Source organism: Enterobacter sp. UNJFSC 003 (genome assembly GCF_036903355.1).
In the GTDB taxonomy this organism is placed as follows: domain Bacteria; phylum Pseudomonadota; class Gammaproteobacteria; order Enterobacterales; family Enterobacteriaceae; genus Enterobacter.
This window is the reverse complement of record NZ_JBAKHK010000021.1, coordinates 13569-26181: the sequence shown is the minus strand read 5'-3', so window position 1 is coordinate 26181 and position 12613 is coordinate 13569. Positions and strand designations below refer to the sequence as shown.

Below are 12613 nucleotides of genomic sequence, written 5' to 3'. Positions count from 1 at the left end.
GACAACATCAAGATGGTTGTGACTCTGATCCACCCAATCGCGATGGACGACGGTCTGCGTTTCGCAATCCGTGAAGGCGGCCGTACCGTTGGCGCGGGCGTTGTTGCTAAAGTTCTGAGCTAAGTATTAGCCCTGAATAAAAAAGGACGCTTCGGCGTCCTTTTTTGTTTTCTGCTGTTCTGGACCAGTCACAAATTTTCGCATTTTTTGTCTGCTCCCGCCGCGTATCCTGCAGCATGTGCTATTGTAATCATAACTATTCTCACTTACACTTTGCGCATATTTTGAACGGGAGCATTTATGTACGTTTGTTTGTGTAATGGTGTGAGTGACAAAAAAATACGTCAGGCCGTTCGCCAGTTTCAGCCTCAATCTTTCCAGCAGCTGCGCAAGTTTGTTCCAGTGGGAAATCAATGCGGTAAGTGTGTGCGAGCAGCACGCGAGATCATGCAGGACGAATTGATGCAGATACCTGAGTTCAAAGAGATCGCATAAGCCTCATCTTTTTTTTGACATCCCGGTAGCCCGATCTACGCTTCAATGAGTGGAAGCGGAGGGACTATATAATGAAAGGTGATGTTAAAATCATAAGTTATCTCAATAAATTATTGGGAAATGAGCTTGTCGCAATCAATCAGTATTTTCTCCATGCAAGAATGTTCAAAAATTGGGGGCTGATGCGCCTCAACGATGTTGAATACCATGAATCCATCGATGAGATGAAGCATGCCGATAAGTATATCGAGCGCATTCTCTTTCTCGAGGGCATTCCAAACCTCCAGGATCTTGGCAAACTTGGCATTGGCGAAGATGTTGAGGAGATGCTGCAGTCCGACCTTAGGCTGGAACTCGAAGGCGCAAAAGACCTTCGTGAAGCCATTGCCTATGCAGATAGCGTACATGACTATGTTAGCCGGGATATGATGATTCAGATTCTGGCCGATGAAGAAGGCCATATTGACTGGCTGGAAACCGAGTTAGATCTTATCGGTAAAATTGGTCTGCAGAACTATCTTCAGTCACAAATCAAAGTGGCAGATTAATCAGATTCTGCCAGCCAACGCATAAACCCGCTGTCGCCAAAAATGGCCCAAAAGGCAGTGGGTTTTTTATTATGTCTTTATCGTGCCTGAATAAAGAGAGAATAAGAAGATAGAGAAGCGCCATCATTGCAGCCACAAGCGCAAGAAGGGGTAAGATGCACCACCCATGCCAGGCGCCCAGCGCTGCAAAATACTTCACATCCCCATAACCCATGCCTTCACGTCGACAAACCAACCGATATCCCCAGTAGAGAGAAGCAAAGCTAAGGTAGCCGGCTATTGCCCCGACCACTGCGCTGGGCAGAAAAACAGGATGTAGACAAAGTTGATAGAGTAGACCCGACCACAGAAGTGGGCAAAGTAACTTATCAGGTAGAATACCGGCTCGAATATCCTCACGTACCAGCAAACCGGTAAGAGAGAGATAGGCCAGTATAAAGGGGAGGAGAGTAAGCATACGATGAGCCTCATAGTCGTTTTCAGCGAATACTCCTCACATAAGGCATTGTCGGCAATATGCAAAAACAGTCATTGCGTGATGGATTCCGAAGAAGAGGGGATAGCAGACTGCTTGCGTAAAAGATTGCGATGCCCCGCGAAGAAATAGCCATTAGCGCCTAATTTCTAAACGGCACTTGCGTCTGCCCCAGATTTACGTATAATGCGCGGGCTTGTCGTAATTGACGGCTGGTTCAATCTGAACCTGAGCGACGCATTTTGTTGCTTAACAATGCTCCCAATAGGGGGGCTACGTAAGAACGGTTACACTCTCCCATCAATCGTAATGGGTTTGAGTAGTAATCATTTTCGTTTATAAAATAATTGGAGCTCTGGTCTCATGCAGAACCAAAGAATCCGTATCCGCCTGAAAGCGTTTGATCATCGTCTGATCGATCAATCAACCGCGGAAATCGTCGAGACTGCTAAGCGCACTGGTGCGCAAGTCCGTGGTCCGATCCCGCTGCCGACCCGCAAAGAGCGCTTTACCGTTCTGATCTCTCCGCACGTTAACAAAGACGCGCGTGATCAGTACGAAATTCGCACTCACAAGCGTCTGGTTGACATCGTTGAGCCAACTGAGAAAACCGTTGATGCTCTGATGCGTCTGGATCTGGCTGCCGGTGTAGACGTGCAGATCAGCCTGGGTTGATCAGGTCATCGAGCGATTGAGAGGTTGATACAATGATTGGTTTAGTCGGTAAAAAAGTGGGAATGACCCGCATCTTCACTGAAGATGGCGTATCTATCCCAGTAACCGTAATCGAAGTCGAAGCAAACCGCGTTACTCAGGTTAAAGATCTGGCTAACGATGGCTACCGCGCTGTTCAGGTTACCACTGGTGCTAAAAAAGCTAACCGTGTAACCAAACCAGAAGCGGGTCACTTCGCTAAAGCTGGCGTTGAAGCTGGCCGTGGTCTGTGGGAATTCCGTCTTGCTGAAGGCGAAGAGTTCACCGTAGGTCAGGACATTAGCGTTGAGCTGTTTGCTGACGTTAAAAAAGTTGACGTAACCGGTACCTCTAAAGGTAAAGGTTTTGCTGGTACCGTTAAGCGCTGGAACTTCCGTACCCAGGACGCTACCCACGGTAACTCCTTGTCTCACCGCGTTCCGGGTTCTATCGGTCAGAACCAGACTCCGGGCAAAGTGTTCAAAGGCAAGAAAATGGCAGGTCAGCTGGGTAACGAACGTGTAACCGTTCAGAGCCTGGACGTAGTACGTGTTGACGCTGAGCGCAACCTGCTGCTGGTTAAGGGTGCAGTTCCGGGTGCAACCGGTAGCGACCTGATCGTTAAACCAGCTGTGAAGGCGTAAGGGGATAGCAATGGAATTAGTATTGAAAGACGCGCAGAGCGCGCTGACTGTTTCCGAAACTACCTTCGGTCGTGATTTCAACGAAGCGCTGGTTCACCAGGTTGTTGTTGCTTATGCAGCTGGTGCTCGTCAGGGCACTCGTGCTCAGAAGACTCGTGCTGAAGTAACTGGTTCCGGCAAAAAGCCATGGCGCCAGAAAGGTACCGGCCGTGCGCGTTCAGGTTCTATCAAGAGCCCGATCTGGCGTTCAGGTGGCGTGACCTTTGCTGCACGTCCGCAGGACCACAGTCAAAAAGTAAACAAAAAGATGTACCGCGGCGCGCTGAAAAGCATCCTGTCCGAACTGGTACGTCAGGATCGTCTGATCGTTGTCGAATCATTCTCTGTTGAAGCGCCTAAAACTAAGCTGCTGGCACAGAAACTGAAAGACATGGCTCTGGAAGATGTGCTGATCATCACCGGTGAGCTGGACGAGAACCTGTTCCTCGCTGCACGTAACCTGCACAAGGTTGACGTACGTGATGCGACTGGTATCGACCCGGTTAGCCTGATCGCCTTCGACAAAGTCGTAATGACTGCTGATGCTGTTAAGCAAGTTGAGGAGATGCTGGCATGATTCGTGAAGAACGTCTGCTGAAGGTGCTTCGTGCACCGCACGTTTCTGAAAAAGCGTCTACTGCGATGGAAAAAACAAACACCATCGTTCTCAAAGTTGCTAAAGACGCGACCAAAGCAGAAATCAAAGCTGCTGTGCAGAAACTGTTTGAAGTCGAAGTCGAAGTCGTTAACACCCTGGTAGTTAAAGGGAAAGTTAAACGTCAAGGACAGCGTATCGGTCGTCGTAGCGACTGGAAAAAAGCTTACGTCACCCTTAAAGAAGGCCAGAATCTGGACTTCGTTGGCGGCGCTGAGTAAGTCGGAGGAGTAATACAATGGCAGTTGTTAAATGTAAACCGACATCTCCGGGTCGTCGCCACGTAGTTAAAGTGGTTAACCCTGAGCTGCACAAGGGCAAACCTTTTGCTCCGTTGCTGGAAAAAAACAGCAAATCCGGTGGTCGTAACAACAATGGCCGTATCACCACTCGTCACATCGGTGGTGGCCACAAGCAGGCTTATCGTATTGTTGACTTCAAACGCAACAAAGACGGTATCCCAGCAGTTGTTGAGCGTCTTGAGTACGATCCGAACCGTTCCGCGAACATCGCGCTGGTTCTGTACAAAGATGGCGAACGCCGTTACATTCTGGCCCCTAAAGGCCTGAAAGCTGGCGACCAGATTCAGTCTGGCGTTGATGCTGCAATCAAAGCAGGTAACACCCTGCCGATGCGCAATATCCCGGTTGGTTCTACTGTTCATAACGTAGAAATGAAACCAGGTAAAGGCGGTCAGCTGGCACGTTCCGCTGGTACTTACGTTCAGATCGTTGCTCGTGACGGTGCTTATGTCACCCTGCGTCTGCGTTCTGGTGAAATGCGTAAAGTCGAAGCAGACTGCCGCGCTACTCTGGGCGAAGTTGGCAATGCTGAGCATATGCTGCGCGTTCTGGGTAAAGCAGGTGCTGCACGCTGGCGTGGTGTTCGTCCTACCGTTCGCGGTACTGCGATGAACCCAGTCGATCACCCACATGGTGGTGGTGAAGGTCGTAACTTTGGTAAGCACCCGGTATCCCCGTGGGGCGTTCAGACCAAAGGTAAGAAGACCCGCAGCAACAAGCGTACTGATAAATTTATCGTACGTCGCCGTAGCAAATAATTTTAGAGGATAAGCCATGCCACGTTCTCTCAAGAAAGGTCCTTTTATTGACCTGCACTTGCTGAAGAAGGTAGAGAAAGCGGTGGAAAGCGGAGACAAGAAGCCCCTGCGCACTTGGTCCCGTCGTTCAACGATCTTTCCTAACATGATCGGTTTGACCATCGCTGTCCATAATGGTCGTCAGCACGTTCCAGTCTTTGTTACCGACGAAATGGTTGGTCACAAACTGGGTGAATTCGCACCGACTCGTACTTATCGCGGCCACGCTGCTGATAAAAAAGCGAAGAAGAAATAAGGTAGGAGGAAGAGATGGAAACTTTAGCTCAACATCGCCATGCTCGTTCTTCTGCACAGAAGGTTCGCCTTGTTGCTGACCTGATTCGCGGTAAGAAAGTGTCGCAGGCCCTGGACATCCTGACCTATACCAACAAGAAAGCTGCGGTATTGGTCAAGAAAGTACTGGAATCTGCCATTGCTAACGCTGAACACAACGATGGCGCTGACATCGACGATCTGAAAGTCGCGAAAATTTTCGTAGATGAAGGCCCAAGCATGAAGCGCATTATGCCGCGTGCGAAAGGTCGTGCAGATCGCATCCTGAAGCGCACCAGCCACATTACTGTGGTTGTGTCCGATCGCTGAGACTCTGGAGACTAGCAATGGGTCAGAAAGTACATCCTAATGGTATTCGCCTGGGTATTGTAAAACCATGGAACTCAACCTGGTTTGCGAACACCAAAGAATTCGCTGACAACCTGGACAGCGATTTTAAAGTACGTCAGTACCTGACTAAGGAACTGGCTAAAGCGTCTGTATCTCGTATCGTTATCGAGCGTCCAGCTAAGAGCATCCGTGTAACCATTCACACTGCTCGTCCTGGCATCGTTATCGGTAAGAAAGGCGAAGACGTAGAAAAACTGCGCAAGGTCGTAGCGGATATCGCTGGCGTTCCTGCACAGATCAATATCGCTGAAGTTCGTAAGCCTGAACTGGACGCTAAATTGGTTGCTGACAGCATCACTTCACAGCTGGAACGTCGCGTTATGTTCCGTCGTGCTATGAAGCGTGCTGTACAGAACGCAATGCGTCTGGGCGCTAAGGGTATCAAAGTTGAAGTTAGCGGGCGTCTGGGCGGCGCGGAAATCGCACGTACCGAATGGTACCGCGAAGGTCGCGTACCGCTGCACACTCTGCGTGCTGACATTGACTACAACACCTCTGAAGCGCACACCACTTACGGTGTAATCGGCGTTAAGGTATGGATCTTCAAAGGTGAGATCCTGGGTGGTATGGCTGCTGTTGAACAACCGGAAAAACCGGCTGCTCAACCTAAAAAGCAGCAGCGTAAAGGCCGTAAATAAGGAGCGTCGCTGATGTTACAACCAAAGCGTACAAAATTCCGTAAAGTGCACAAAGGCCGCAACCGTGGTCTGGCGCAGGGTACGGATGTTAGCTTCGGCACTTTCGGTCTGAAAGCTGTTGGCCGTGGTCGTCTGACTGCACGTCAGATCGAAGCAGCACGTCGTGCAATGACCCGTGCAGTTAAGCGTCAAGGTAAGATCTGGATCCGTGTATTCCCGGACAAACCGATCACCGAGAAGCCACTGGAAGTTCGTATGGGTAAAGGTAAAGGTAACGTGGAATACTGGGTTGCCTTGATCCAACCGGGCAAAGTCCTTTATGAAATGGACGGTGTTCCGGAAGAGCTGGCCCGTGAAGCCTTCGGCCTGGCAGCAGCGAAACTGCCTATCAAAACCACCTTTGTAACTAAGACGGTGATGTAATGAAAGCAAAAGAGCTGCGTGAAAAAAGCGTTGAAGAGCTGAACGCTGAGCTGCTGAACCTGCTGCGTGAGCAGTTCAACCTGCGTATGCAGGCTGCAAGTGGCCAGCTGCAACAGACTCACCTGCTGAAGCAAGTGCGTCGCAATGTTGCACGCGTTAAGACTTTACTGACTCAGAAGGCGGGTGCGTAATGACCGATAAAATCCGTACTCTGCAAGGTCGTGTTGTTAGCGACAAAATGGAGAAATCCATTGTTGTAGCTATCGAACGTATTGTGAAACACCCGATCTACGGTAAATTCATCAAACGTACGACCAAACTGCACGTACATGACGAGAACAACGAATGTGGTATCGGCGACAAGGTTGAAATCCGTGAATGCCGTCCACTGTCCAAGACTAAATCCTGGACGCTGGTTCGCGTTGTAGAGAAAGCGGTTCTGTAATAGAGTACGCATTCTCAATACGAATAAACGGCTCAGCGATGAGCCGTTTATTTTTTCTACCCATATTGTAGAAGCGGTGTTATAATGCCGCGCCCTCGATATGGGGCTTTTTAACGGCTCTGATTTTAGAGTCTCAGGTAGTAGTTGACATTAGCGGAGCACTAAAATGATCCAAGAACAGACTATGCTGAACGTCGCCGACAACTCCGGTGCACGTCGCGTAATGTGTATCAAGGTTCTGGGTGGCTCGCACCGTCGCTACGCAGGCGTAGGCGACATCATCAAGATCACCATCAAGGAAGCAATTCCACGTGGTAAGGTCAAAAAAGGTGATGTGCTGAAGGCGGTAGTGGTGCGCACCAAGAAGGGTGTTCGTCGCCCTGACGGTTCTGTCATTCGCTTCGATGGTAATGCATGCGTTATTTTAAACAATAATAGCGAGCAGCCTATCGGCACGCGTATCTTTGGGCCGGTAACTCGTGAGCTTCGTACTGAGAAGTTCATGAAAATTATCTCTCTGGCACCAGAAGTACTCTAAGGAGCGAATCATGGCAGCGAAAATCCGTCGTGATGACGAAGTTATCGTGTTAACCGGTAAAGATAAAGGTAAACGCGGTAAAGTAAAAAATGTTCTGTCTTCCGGCAAACTCGTCGTTGAAGGTATCAACCTGGTTAAGAAACATCAGAAGCCGGTTCCGGCCCTGAACCAACCAGGTGGCATCGTTGAAAAAGAAGCTGCTATTCAGGTTTCTAACGTTGCAATCTTCAATGCGGCTACCGGCAAGGCTGACCGTGTAGGCTTTAGATTCGAAGACGGCAAAAAAGTCCGTTTCTTCAAGTCTAACAGCGAAACTATCAAGTAATTTGGAGTAGTACGATGGCGAAACTGCATGATTACTACAAAGACGAAGTAGTTAGCAAACTCATGACTGAGTTTAACTACAATTCTGTCATGCAAGTCCCTCGGGTCGAGAAGATCACCCTGAACATGGGTGTTGGTGAAGCGATCGCTGACAAGAAACTGCTGGATAACGCAGCAGCTGACCTGACAGCAATCTCCGGTCAAAAGCCGTTGATCACCAAAGCACGCAAATCAGTTGCAGGCTTCAAAATCCGTCAGGGCTATCCGATCGGCTGTAAAGTAACTCTGCGTGGCGAACGCATGTGGGAGTTCTTTGAGCGCCTGATCACTATTGCTGTTCCACGTATCCGTGACTTCCGTGGCTTGTCCGCTAAGTCTTTCGACGGTCGTGGTAACTACAGCATGGGTGTCCGTGAGCAGATCATCTTCCCAGAAATCGACTACGATAAAGTCGACCGCGTGCGTGGTTTGGATATTACCATTACCACTACTGCGAAATCTGACGAAGAAGGCCGTGCTCTGCTGGCTGCCTTTGACTTCCCGTTCCGCAAGTAAGGTAGGGTTACTGAATGGCTAAGCAATCAATGAAAGCACGCGAAGTAAAGCGCGTAGCTTTAGCTGATAAATTCTTCGCTAAACGCGCTGAACTGAAAGCGATCATTTCTGATGTGAACGCTTCCGACGAAGATCGTTGGAATGCGGTTCTCAAGCTGCAGTCTCTGCCGCGTGATTCCAGCCCGTCTCGTCAGCGTAACCGCTGTCGTCAAACAGGTCGTCCACATGGTTATGTGGGCAAGTTTGGGTTGAGCCGTATCAAACTGCGTGAAGCCGCCATGCGCGGTGAAGTACCAGGCTTGAAAAAGGCTAGCTGGTAATTACCAATTGAATCACGGGAGTAAAGACAGATGAGCATGCAAGATCCGATCGCGGATATGCTGACCCGTATCCGTAACGGTCAGGCCGCGAACAAAGTTGCGGTCACCATGCCTTCCGCCAAGCTGAAAGTGGCAATTGCCAACGTGCTGAAGGAAGAAGGTTTTATCGAAGATTTTAAAGTTGAAGGCGACACCAAGCCGGAACTGGAACTTACTCTCAAGTATTTCCAGGGTAAAGCTGTTGTAGAAAGCATTCAGCGTGTCAGCCGCCCAGGTCTGCGCATCTATAAGAAAAAAGATGAGCTGCCTAAAGTTATGGCTGGTCTTGGTATCGCAGTTGTTTCTACCTCTAAAGGTGTTATGACTGATCGTGCAGCGCGCCAAGCTGGTCTTGGTGGCGAAATTATCTGCTACGTAGCCTAATCGGAGGAAAGAATGTCTCGTGTTGCTAAAGCACCGGTCGTCATTCCTGCCGGCGTTGATGTAAAAATCGACGGTCAGGTTATTACGATCAAAGGTAAAAACGGCGAGCTGACTCGTACCCTCAACAAAGCTGTTGAAGTTAAACATGCAGATAACGCTCTGACCTTCGGTCCACGTGATGGTTTCGTGGATGGATGGGCTCAGGCTGGTACCGCGCGTGCCCTGCTGAACTCAATGGTTGTTGGTGTTACCGAAGGCTTCACTAAAAAGCTTCAACTGGTTGGTGTAGGTTATCGTGCAGCTATCAAAGGGAATGCAGTAGGCCTGTCTCTGGGCTTCTCACACCCTGTTGAGCATCCGCTGCCGGCCGGTATCACTGCAGAATGTCCGACTCAAACTGAAATCGTGCTGAAAGGCGCTGATAAACAGCTGATCGGTCAGGTTGCAGCAGATCTGCGCGCCTACCGTCGTCCTGAGCCTTATAAAGGCAAGGGTGTTCGTTACGCCGACGAAGTCGTGCGTACCAAAGAGGCTAAGAAGAAGTAAGGTAACACTATGGATAAGAAATCTGCTCGTATCCGTCGTGCGACCCGCGCACGCCGCAAGCTCAAAGAGCTGGGTGCAACTCGCCTGGTGGTACATCGTACCCCGCGTCATATTTACGCACAGGTAATTGCACCGAACGGTTCTGAAGTTCTGGTAGCTGCTTCTACTGTAGAAAAAGCTATCTCAGAACAATTGAAGTACACCGGTAACAAAGACGCCGCTGCAGCTGTAGGTAAAGCTGTTGCAGAACGCGCTCTGGAAAAAGGCATCAGCAATGTTTCCTTTGACCGTTCCGGGTTCCAATATCATGGTCGTGTCCAGGCACTGGCAGATGCTGCCCGTGAAGCTGGCCTTCAGTTCTAAGGTAGAGGTGTAAGATGGCTCACATCGAAAAACAGGCTGGCGAACTGCAGGAAAAGCTGATCGCGGTTAACCGCGTATCTAAAACCGTAAAAGGTGGTCGTATTTTCTCCTTCACAGCTCTGACTGTAGTTGGTGATGGTAACGGTCGCGTTGGTTTTGGTTACGGTAAAGCGCGTGAAGTTCCAGCAGCGATCCAGAAAGCGATGGAAAAAGCCCGTCGCAATATGATTAACGTCGCGCTGAACAACGGCACCCTGCAACACCCAGTTAAAGGTGTTCACACGGGTTCTCGTGTATTCATGCAGCCAGCTTCAGAAGGTACCGGTATCATCGCCGGTGGTGCAATGCGCGCCGTTCTGGAAGTTGCTGGGGTTCATAACGTACTGGCTAAAGCATATGGTTCCACCAACCCAATTAACGTGGTTCGTGCAACTATTGATGGCCTGGAAAATATGAATTCTCCAGAAATGGTCGCTGCCAAGCGTGGTAAATCCGTTGAAGAAATTCTGGGGTAATTGACCATGGCAAAGACTATTAAAATCACTCAAACCCGCAGTGCAATCGGTCGTCTGCCGAAACACAAGGCAACGCTGCTTGGCCTGGGTCTGCGTCGTATTGGACATACTGTTGAGCGCGAGGATACTCCTGCTGTTCGCGGTATGGTCAACGCGGTTTACTTCATGGTTAAAGTTGAGGAGTAAGAGATGCGTTTAAATACTCTGTCTCCGGCCGAAGGCTCTAAAAAGGCGGGTAAACGCCTGGGTCGTGGTATCGGTTCTGGCCTCGGTAAAACCGGTGGTCGTGGTCACAAAGGTCAGAACTCTCGTTCTGGCGGTGGCGTACGTCGCGGTTTCGAGGGTGGTCAGATGCCACTGTACCGTCGTCTGCCGAAGTTCGGCTTCACCTCTCGCAAAGCAGCGATCACAGCGGAAATCCGTCTGTCTGACCTGGCGAAAGTTGAAGGCGGCGTTGTAGACCTGAACACGCTGAAAGCAGCTAACATTATCGGTATCCAGATCGAGTTCGCGAAAGTGATCCTGGCTGGTGAAGTTTCTACTCCGGTAACTGTTCGTGGCCTGCGTGTTACTAAAGGTGCTCGTGCTGCTATCGAAGCTGCTGGCGGTAAAATTGAGGAATAAGTAGCAGATGGCTAAGCAACCGGGATTAGATTTTCAAAGTGCCAAAGGTGGATTTGGCGAGCTGAAACGCAGACTGCTGTTTGTTATCGGCGCGCTGATTGTGTTCCGTGTTGGCTCTTTTATTCCGATCCCTGGTATCGATGCCGCTGTACTTGCCAAACTGCTTGAGCAACAGCGAGGCACCATCATTGAAATGTTTAACATGTTCTCTGGTGGTGCTCTCAGCCGTGCTTCTATCTTCGCACTGGGTATTATGCCGTATATTTCGGCATCCATTATTATCCAGCTGTTGACGGTCGTTCATCCGGCCTTGGCAGAATTGAAGAAAGAAGGGGAGTCTGGACGTCGTAAGATTAGCCAGTACACCCGTTACGGCACTCTGGTGCTGGCAATATTCCAGTCGATCGGTATTGCTACCGGTCTTCCGAATATGCCTGGTATGCAGGGCCTGGTGTTAAACCCGGGCTTTGCATTCTATTTCACCGCTGTTGTAAGTCTGGTCACAGGGACAATGTTCCTGATGTGGCTCGGCGAACAGATTACTGAACGAGGTATCGGCAACGGTATCTCAATCATTATCTTCGCCGGTATTGTTGCGGGCCTCCCGCCAGCCATCGCCCATACTATCGAGCAAGCGCGTCAAGGCGACCTGCACTTCCTCCTGTTGCTGTTGGTTGCAGTATTAGTATTTGCAGTGACGTTCTTTGTTGTCTTCGTTGAACGTGGTCAGCGCCGCATTGTGGTGAACTACGCTAAACGTCAGCAAGGTCGTCGTGTCTATGCTGCACAGAGCACACATTTACCGCTGAAAGTGAACATGGCGGGGGTTATCCCGGCTATTTTCGCTTCCAGTATTATTCTGTTCCCAGCGACCATCGCGTCATGGTTCGGGGGCGGGACTGGTTGGAACTGGCTGACAACAATTTCGCTGTATTTGCAGCCTGGGCAACCACTTTATGTGTTACTCTATGCGTCTGCGATCATCTTCTTCTGTTTCTTCTACACGGCGTTGGTTTTCAACCCGCGTGAAACAGCAGATAACCTGAAGAAGTCCGGTGCATTTGTACCAGGAATTCGTCCGGGAGAGCAAACGGCGAAGTATATCGATAAAGTAATGACTCGCCTGACTTTGGTTGGTGCGCTTTATATTACCTTTATCTGCCTGATCCCGGAGTTCATGCGTGATGCAATGAAAGTGCCGTTCTACTTTGGTGGGACCTCGCTGCTAATTGTTGTCGTCGTGATTATGGACTTTATGGCTCAAGTGCAAACTCTGATGATGTCCAGTCAGTATGAGTCTGCATTGAAGAAGGCGAACCTGAAAGGCTACGGCCGCTAAATGGTCGTCTGAGAAGTTACGGAGAGTAAAAATGAAAGTTCGTGCTTCCGTCAAGAAATTATGCCGTAACTGCAAAATCGTTAAGCGTGATGGTGTCATCCGTGTGATTTGCAGTGCCGAGCCGAAGCATAAACAGCGCCAAGGCTGATTATTTCGCATATTTTTCTTGCAAAGTTGGGTTGAGCTGGCTAGATTAGCCAGCCAATCTTTTGTATGTCTGTACGTTTC

General features: G+C 49.7%; 26 protein-coding genes and 1 pseudogene. 26 read left to right on the top strand and 1 reads right to left on the bottom strand.

The window, feature by feature from the left end; genetic code table 11:
- The 3 genes and pseudogenes from tuf to bfr all read left to right on the top strand — a co-directional run.
- Positions 1–123 (top strand): annotated as a pseudogene (gene tuf, locus V5P19_RS22795) (elongation factor Tu); the annotation flags it as partial.
- Between the two features lie 177 nt (positions 124–300).
- Positions 301–495, top strand: coding sequence for a bacterioferritin-associated ferredoxin (bfd, locus tag V5P19_RS22790; protein ID WP_003863268.1), 195 nt, complete (start codon positions 301–303; stop codon positions 493–495).
- 71 nt (positions 496–566) lie between these two features.
- Positions 567–1043, top strand: coding sequence for a bacterioferritin (gene bfr / locus V5P19_RS22785; RefSeq protein WP_334407783.1), 477 nt, complete (start codon positions 567–569; stop codon positions 1041–1043).
- On the opposite strand, the gene V5P19_RS22780 is transcribed toward bfr, so the two are convergent.
- A complete protein-coding gene (locus V5P19_RS22780) occupies positions 1027–1500 on the bottom strand; it encodes an A24 family peptidase (RefSeq protein WP_334407781.1) in 474 nt (157 codons plus the stop codon). The genes bfr and V5P19_RS22780 overlap by 17 nt on opposite strands.
- 381 nt (positions 1501–1881) lie before the next feature.
- Here V5P19_RS22780 and rpsJ point away from each other — a divergent pair, with 381 nt between their 5' ends.
- The 23 genes from rpsJ (at position 1882) to rpmJ (ending at position 12533) form a co-directional block, all read left to right on the top strand.
- Positions 1882–2193 (top strand): 30S ribosomal protein S10, encoded by a 312-nt coding sequence (gene rpsJ, locus V5P19_RS22775; protein ID WP_001181005.1) that lies wholly within the window; start codon positions 1882–1884, stop codon positions 2191–2193.
- Between the two features lie 32 nt (positions 2194–2225).
- A complete protein-coding gene (gene rplC, locus V5P19_RS22770; RefSeq protein ID WP_006178923.1) occupies positions 2226–2855 on the top strand; it encodes a 50S ribosomal protein L3 in 630 nt (209 codons plus the stop codon).
- A 10-nt stretch (positions 2856–2865) separates the two neighbouring features.
- Positions 2866–3471, top strand: a complete 606-nt coding sequence (gene rplD, locus V5P19_RS22765; RefSeq protein WP_003031119.1) for a 50S ribosomal protein L4 — start codon at positions 2866–2868, stop codon at positions 3469–3471.
- Positions 3468–3770, top strand: a complete 303-nt coding sequence (gene rplW, locus V5P19_RS22760; protein ID WP_180244417.1) for a 50S ribosomal protein L23 — start codon at positions 3468–3470, stop codon at positions 3768–3770. Before rplD ends, rplW begins: the two co-directional genes overlap by 4 nt.
- Before the next feature lie 17 nt (positions 3771–3787).
- Complete coding sequence (gene rplB, locus V5P19_RS22755) at positions 3788–4609, top strand: 50S ribosomal protein L2 (protein ID WP_008457150.1); 822 nt, start codon at positions 3788–3790, stop codon at positions 4607–4609.
- 16 nt (positions 4610–4625) lie between these two features.
- Entirely contained in the window at positions 4626–4904 is a 279-nt protein-coding gene (gene rpsS / locus V5P19_RS22750) for a 30S ribosomal protein S19 (protein ID WP_001138117.1), read from the top strand.
- A gap of 14 nt (positions 4905–4918) precedes the next feature.
- A complete protein-coding gene (gene rplV / locus V5P19_RS22745; protein WP_002919773.1) occupies positions 4919–5251 on the top strand; it encodes a 50S ribosomal protein L22 in 333 nt (110 codons plus the stop codon).
- A gap of 17 nt (positions 5252–5268) precedes the next feature.
- Positions 5269–5970: a 30S ribosomal protein S3 gene (rpsC, locus tag V5P19_RS22740; RefSeq protein WP_000529945.1), complete on the top strand. Its 702-nt coding sequence runs from the start codon at positions 5269–5271 to the stop codon at positions 5968–5970.
- Positions 5971–5982: 12 nt separating this feature from the next.
- The gene (gene rplP, locus V5P19_RS22735; RefSeq protein WP_002919759.1) at positions 5983–6393 is read left to right on the top strand and encodes a 50S ribosomal protein L16; all 411 of its coding nucleotides are present in this window, start codon (positions 5983–5985) and stop codon (positions 6391–6393) included.
- Positions 6393–6584, top strand: coding sequence for a 50S ribosomal protein L29 (rpmC, locus tag V5P19_RS22730; RefSeq protein ID WP_003863282.1), 192 nt, complete (start codon positions 6393–6395; stop codon positions 6582–6584). The genes rplP and rpmC overlap by 1 nt, the downstream gene beginning before the upstream one ends.
- Positions 6584–6838 carry a 30S ribosomal protein S17 gene (gene rpsQ / locus V5P19_RS22725; protein ID WP_008503489.1) on the top strand — a complete coding sequence of 85 codons (255 nt, stop codon included), beginning with the start codon at positions 6584–6586 and terminating at the stop codon, positions 6836–6838. The genes rpmC and rpsQ overlap by 1 nt, the downstream gene beginning before the upstream one ends.
- A gap of 166 nt (positions 6839–7004) precedes the next feature.
- Positions 7005–7376, top strand: coding sequence for a 50S ribosomal protein L14 (rplN, locus tag V5P19_RS22720; RefSeq protein WP_002919748.1), 372 nt, complete (start codon positions 7005–7007; stop codon positions 7374–7376).
- 10 nt (positions 7377–7386) lie between these two features.
- Complete coding sequence (gene rplX / locus V5P19_RS22715) at positions 7387–7701, top strand: 50S ribosomal protein L24 (protein ID WP_003863287.1); 315 nt, start codon at positions 7387–7389, stop codon at positions 7699–7701.
- A 14-nt stretch (positions 7702–7715) separates the two neighbouring features.
- Positions 7716–8255: a 50S ribosomal protein L5 gene (rplE, locus tag V5P19_RS22710; RefSeq protein ID WP_103780723.1), complete on the top strand. Its 540-nt coding sequence runs from the start codon at positions 7716–7718 to the stop codon at positions 8253–8255.
- Positions 8256–8269: 14 nt separating this feature from the next.
- A complete protein-coding gene (rpsN, locus tag V5P19_RS22705; RefSeq protein WP_003863291.1) occupies positions 8270–8575 on the top strand; it encodes a 30S ribosomal protein S14 in 306 nt (101 codons plus the stop codon).
- Positions 8576–8605: 30 nt separating this feature from the next.
- On the top strand, positions 8606–8998 hold the full coding sequence (gene rpsH / locus V5P19_RS22700) for a 30S ribosomal protein S8 (RefSeq protein WP_006178918.1): 393 nt from the start codon (positions 8606–8608) through the stop codon (positions 8996–8998).
- Positions 8999–9010: 12 nt separating this feature from the next.
- Positions 9011–9544 carry a 50S ribosomal protein L6 gene (gene rplF / locus V5P19_RS22695; protein ID WP_003863296.1) on the top strand — a complete coding sequence of 178 codons (534 nt, stop codon included), beginning with the start codon at positions 9011–9013 and terminating at the stop codon, positions 9542–9544.
- 9 nt (positions 9545–9553) lie between these two features.
- A complete protein-coding gene (gene rplR, locus V5P19_RS22690) occupies positions 9554–9907 on the top strand; it encodes a 50S ribosomal protein L18 (protein WP_003863297.1) in 354 nt (117 codons plus the stop codon).
- A 14-nt stretch (positions 9908–9921) separates the two neighbouring features.
- Positions 9922–10422 carry a 30S ribosomal protein S5 gene (gene rpsE, locus V5P19_RS22685; protein WP_003863299.1) on the top strand — a complete coding sequence of 167 codons (501 nt, stop codon included), beginning with the start codon at positions 9922–9924 and terminating at the stop codon, positions 10420–10422.
- Between the two features lie 6 nt (positions 10423–10428).
- A complete protein-coding gene (rpmD, locus tag V5P19_RS22680) occupies positions 10429–10608 on the top strand; it encodes a 50S ribosomal protein L30 (protein WP_003863301.1) in 180 nt (59 codons plus the stop codon).
- 3 nt (positions 10609–10611) lie between these two features.
- A complete protein-coding gene (gene rplO, locus V5P19_RS22675) occupies positions 10612–11046 on the top strand; it encodes a 50S ribosomal protein L15 (protein ID WP_003863304.1) in 435 nt (144 codons plus the stop codon).
- Between the two features lie 7 nt (positions 11047–11053).
- Positions 11054–12385, top strand: a complete 1332-nt coding sequence (gene secY, locus V5P19_RS22670; RefSeq protein ID WP_014171896.1) for a preprotein translocase subunit SecY — start codon at positions 11054–11056, stop codon at positions 12383–12385.
- A 31-nt stretch (positions 12386–12416) separates the two neighbouring features.
- The gene (gene rpmJ, locus V5P19_RS22665) at positions 12417–12533 is read left to right on the top strand and encodes a 50S ribosomal protein L36 (protein WP_000868187.1); all 117 of its coding nucleotides are present in this window, start codon (positions 12417–12419) and stop codon (positions 12531–12533) included.
- Positions 12534–12613 lie beyond the last annotated feature (80 nt).

What these genes read in the sequence shown, in the direction of transcription:
- bfd (WP_003863268.1), top strand. Translation starts at nt 301, where the DNA reads ATGTACGTTTGTTTGTGTAATGGTGTGAGTGACAAAAAAATACGTCAG.
- bfr (WP_334407783.1), top strand. Translation starts at nt 567, where the DNA reads ATGAAAGGTGATGTTAAAATCATAAGTTATCTCAATAAATTATTGGGA.
- V5P19_RS22780 (WP_334407781.1), bottom strand. Translation starts at nt 1,500, where the DNA reads ATGCTTACTCTCCTCCCCTTTATACTGGCCTATCTCTCTCTTACCGGT.
- rpsJ (WP_001181005.1), top strand. Translation starts at nt 1,882, where the DNA reads ATGCAGAACCAAAGAATCCGTATCCGCCTGAAAGCGTTTGATCATCGT.
- rplC (WP_006178923.1), top strand. Translation starts at nt 2,226, where the DNA reads ATGATTGGTTTAGTCGGTAAAAAAGTGGGAATGACCCGCATCTTCACT.
- rplD (WP_003031119.1), top strand. Translation starts at nt 2,866, where the DNA reads ATGGAATTAGTATTGAAAGACGCGCAGAGCGCGCTGACTGTTTCCGAA.
- rplW (WP_180244417.1), top strand. Translation starts at nt 3,468, where the DNA reads ATGATTCGTGAAGAACGTCTGCTGAAGGTGCTTCGTGCACCGCACGTT.
- rplB (WP_008457150.1), top strand. Translation starts at nt 3,788, where the DNA reads ATGGCAGTTGTTAAATGTAAACCGACATCTCCGGGTCGTCGCCACGTA.
- rpsS (WP_001138117.1), top strand. Translation starts at nt 4,626, where the DNA reads ATGCCACGTTCTCTCAAGAAAGGTCCTTTTATTGACCTGCACTTGCTG.
- rplV (WP_002919773.1), top strand. Translation starts at nt 4,919, where the DNA reads ATGGAAACTTTAGCTCAACATCGCCATGCTCGTTCTTCTGCACAGAAG.
- rpsC (WP_000529945.1), top strand. Translation starts at nt 5,269, where the DNA reads ATGGGTCAGAAAGTACATCCTAATGGTATTCGCCTGGGTATTGTAAAA.
- rplP (WP_002919759.1), top strand. Translation starts at nt 5,983, where the DNA reads ATGTTACAACCAAAGCGTACAAAATTCCGTAAAGTGCACAAAGGCCGC.
- rpmC (WP_003863282.1), top strand. Translation starts at nt 6,393, where the DNA reads ATGAAAGCAAAAGAGCTGCGTGAAAAAAGCGTTGAAGAGCTGAACGCT.
- rpsQ (WP_008503489.1), top strand. Translation starts at nt 6,584, where the DNA reads ATGACCGATAAAATCCGTACTCTGCAAGGTCGTGTTGTTAGCGACAAA.
- rplN (WP_002919748.1), top strand. Translation starts at nt 7,005, where the DNA reads ATGATCCAAGAACAGACTATGCTGAACGTCGCCGACAACTCCGGTGCA.
- rplX (WP_003863287.1), top strand. Translation starts at nt 7,387, where the DNA reads ATGGCAGCGAAAATCCGTCGTGATGACGAAGTTATCGTGTTAACCGGT.
- rplE (WP_103780723.1), top strand. Translation starts at nt 7,716, where the DNA reads ATGGCGAAACTGCATGATTACTACAAAGACGAAGTAGTTAGCAAACTC.
- rpsN (WP_003863291.1), top strand. Translation starts at nt 8,270, where the DNA reads ATGGCTAAGCAATCAATGAAAGCACGCGAAGTAAAGCGCGTAGCTTTA.
- rpsH (WP_006178918.1), top strand. Translation starts at nt 8,606, where the DNA reads ATGAGCATGCAAGATCCGATCGCGGATATGCTGACCCGTATCCGTAAC.
- rplF (WP_003863296.1), top strand. Translation starts at nt 9,011, where the DNA reads ATGTCTCGTGTTGCTAAAGCACCGGTCGTCATTCCTGCCGGCGTTGAT.
- rplR (WP_003863297.1), top strand. Translation starts at nt 9,554, where the DNA reads ATGGATAAGAAATCTGCTCGTATCCGTCGTGCGACCCGCGCACGCCGC.
- rpsE (WP_003863299.1), top strand. Translation starts at nt 9,922, where the DNA reads ATGGCTCACATCGAAAAACAGGCTGGCGAACTGCAGGAAAAGCTGATC.
- rpmD (WP_003863301.1), top strand. Translation starts at nt 10,429, where the DNA reads ATGGCAAAGACTATTAAAATCACTCAAACCCGCAGTGCAATCGGTCGT.
- rplO (WP_003863304.1), top strand. Translation starts at nt 10,612, where the DNA reads ATGCGTTTAAATACTCTGTCTCCGGCCGAAGGCTCTAAAAAGGCGGGT.
- secY (WP_014171896.1), top strand. Translation starts at nt 11,054, where the DNA reads ATGGCTAAGCAACCGGGATTAGATTTTCAAAGTGCCAAAGGTGGATTT.
- rpmJ (WP_000868187.1), top strand. Translation starts at nt 12,417, where the DNA reads ATGAAAGTTCGTGCTTCCGTCAAGAAATTATGCCGTAACTGCAAAATC.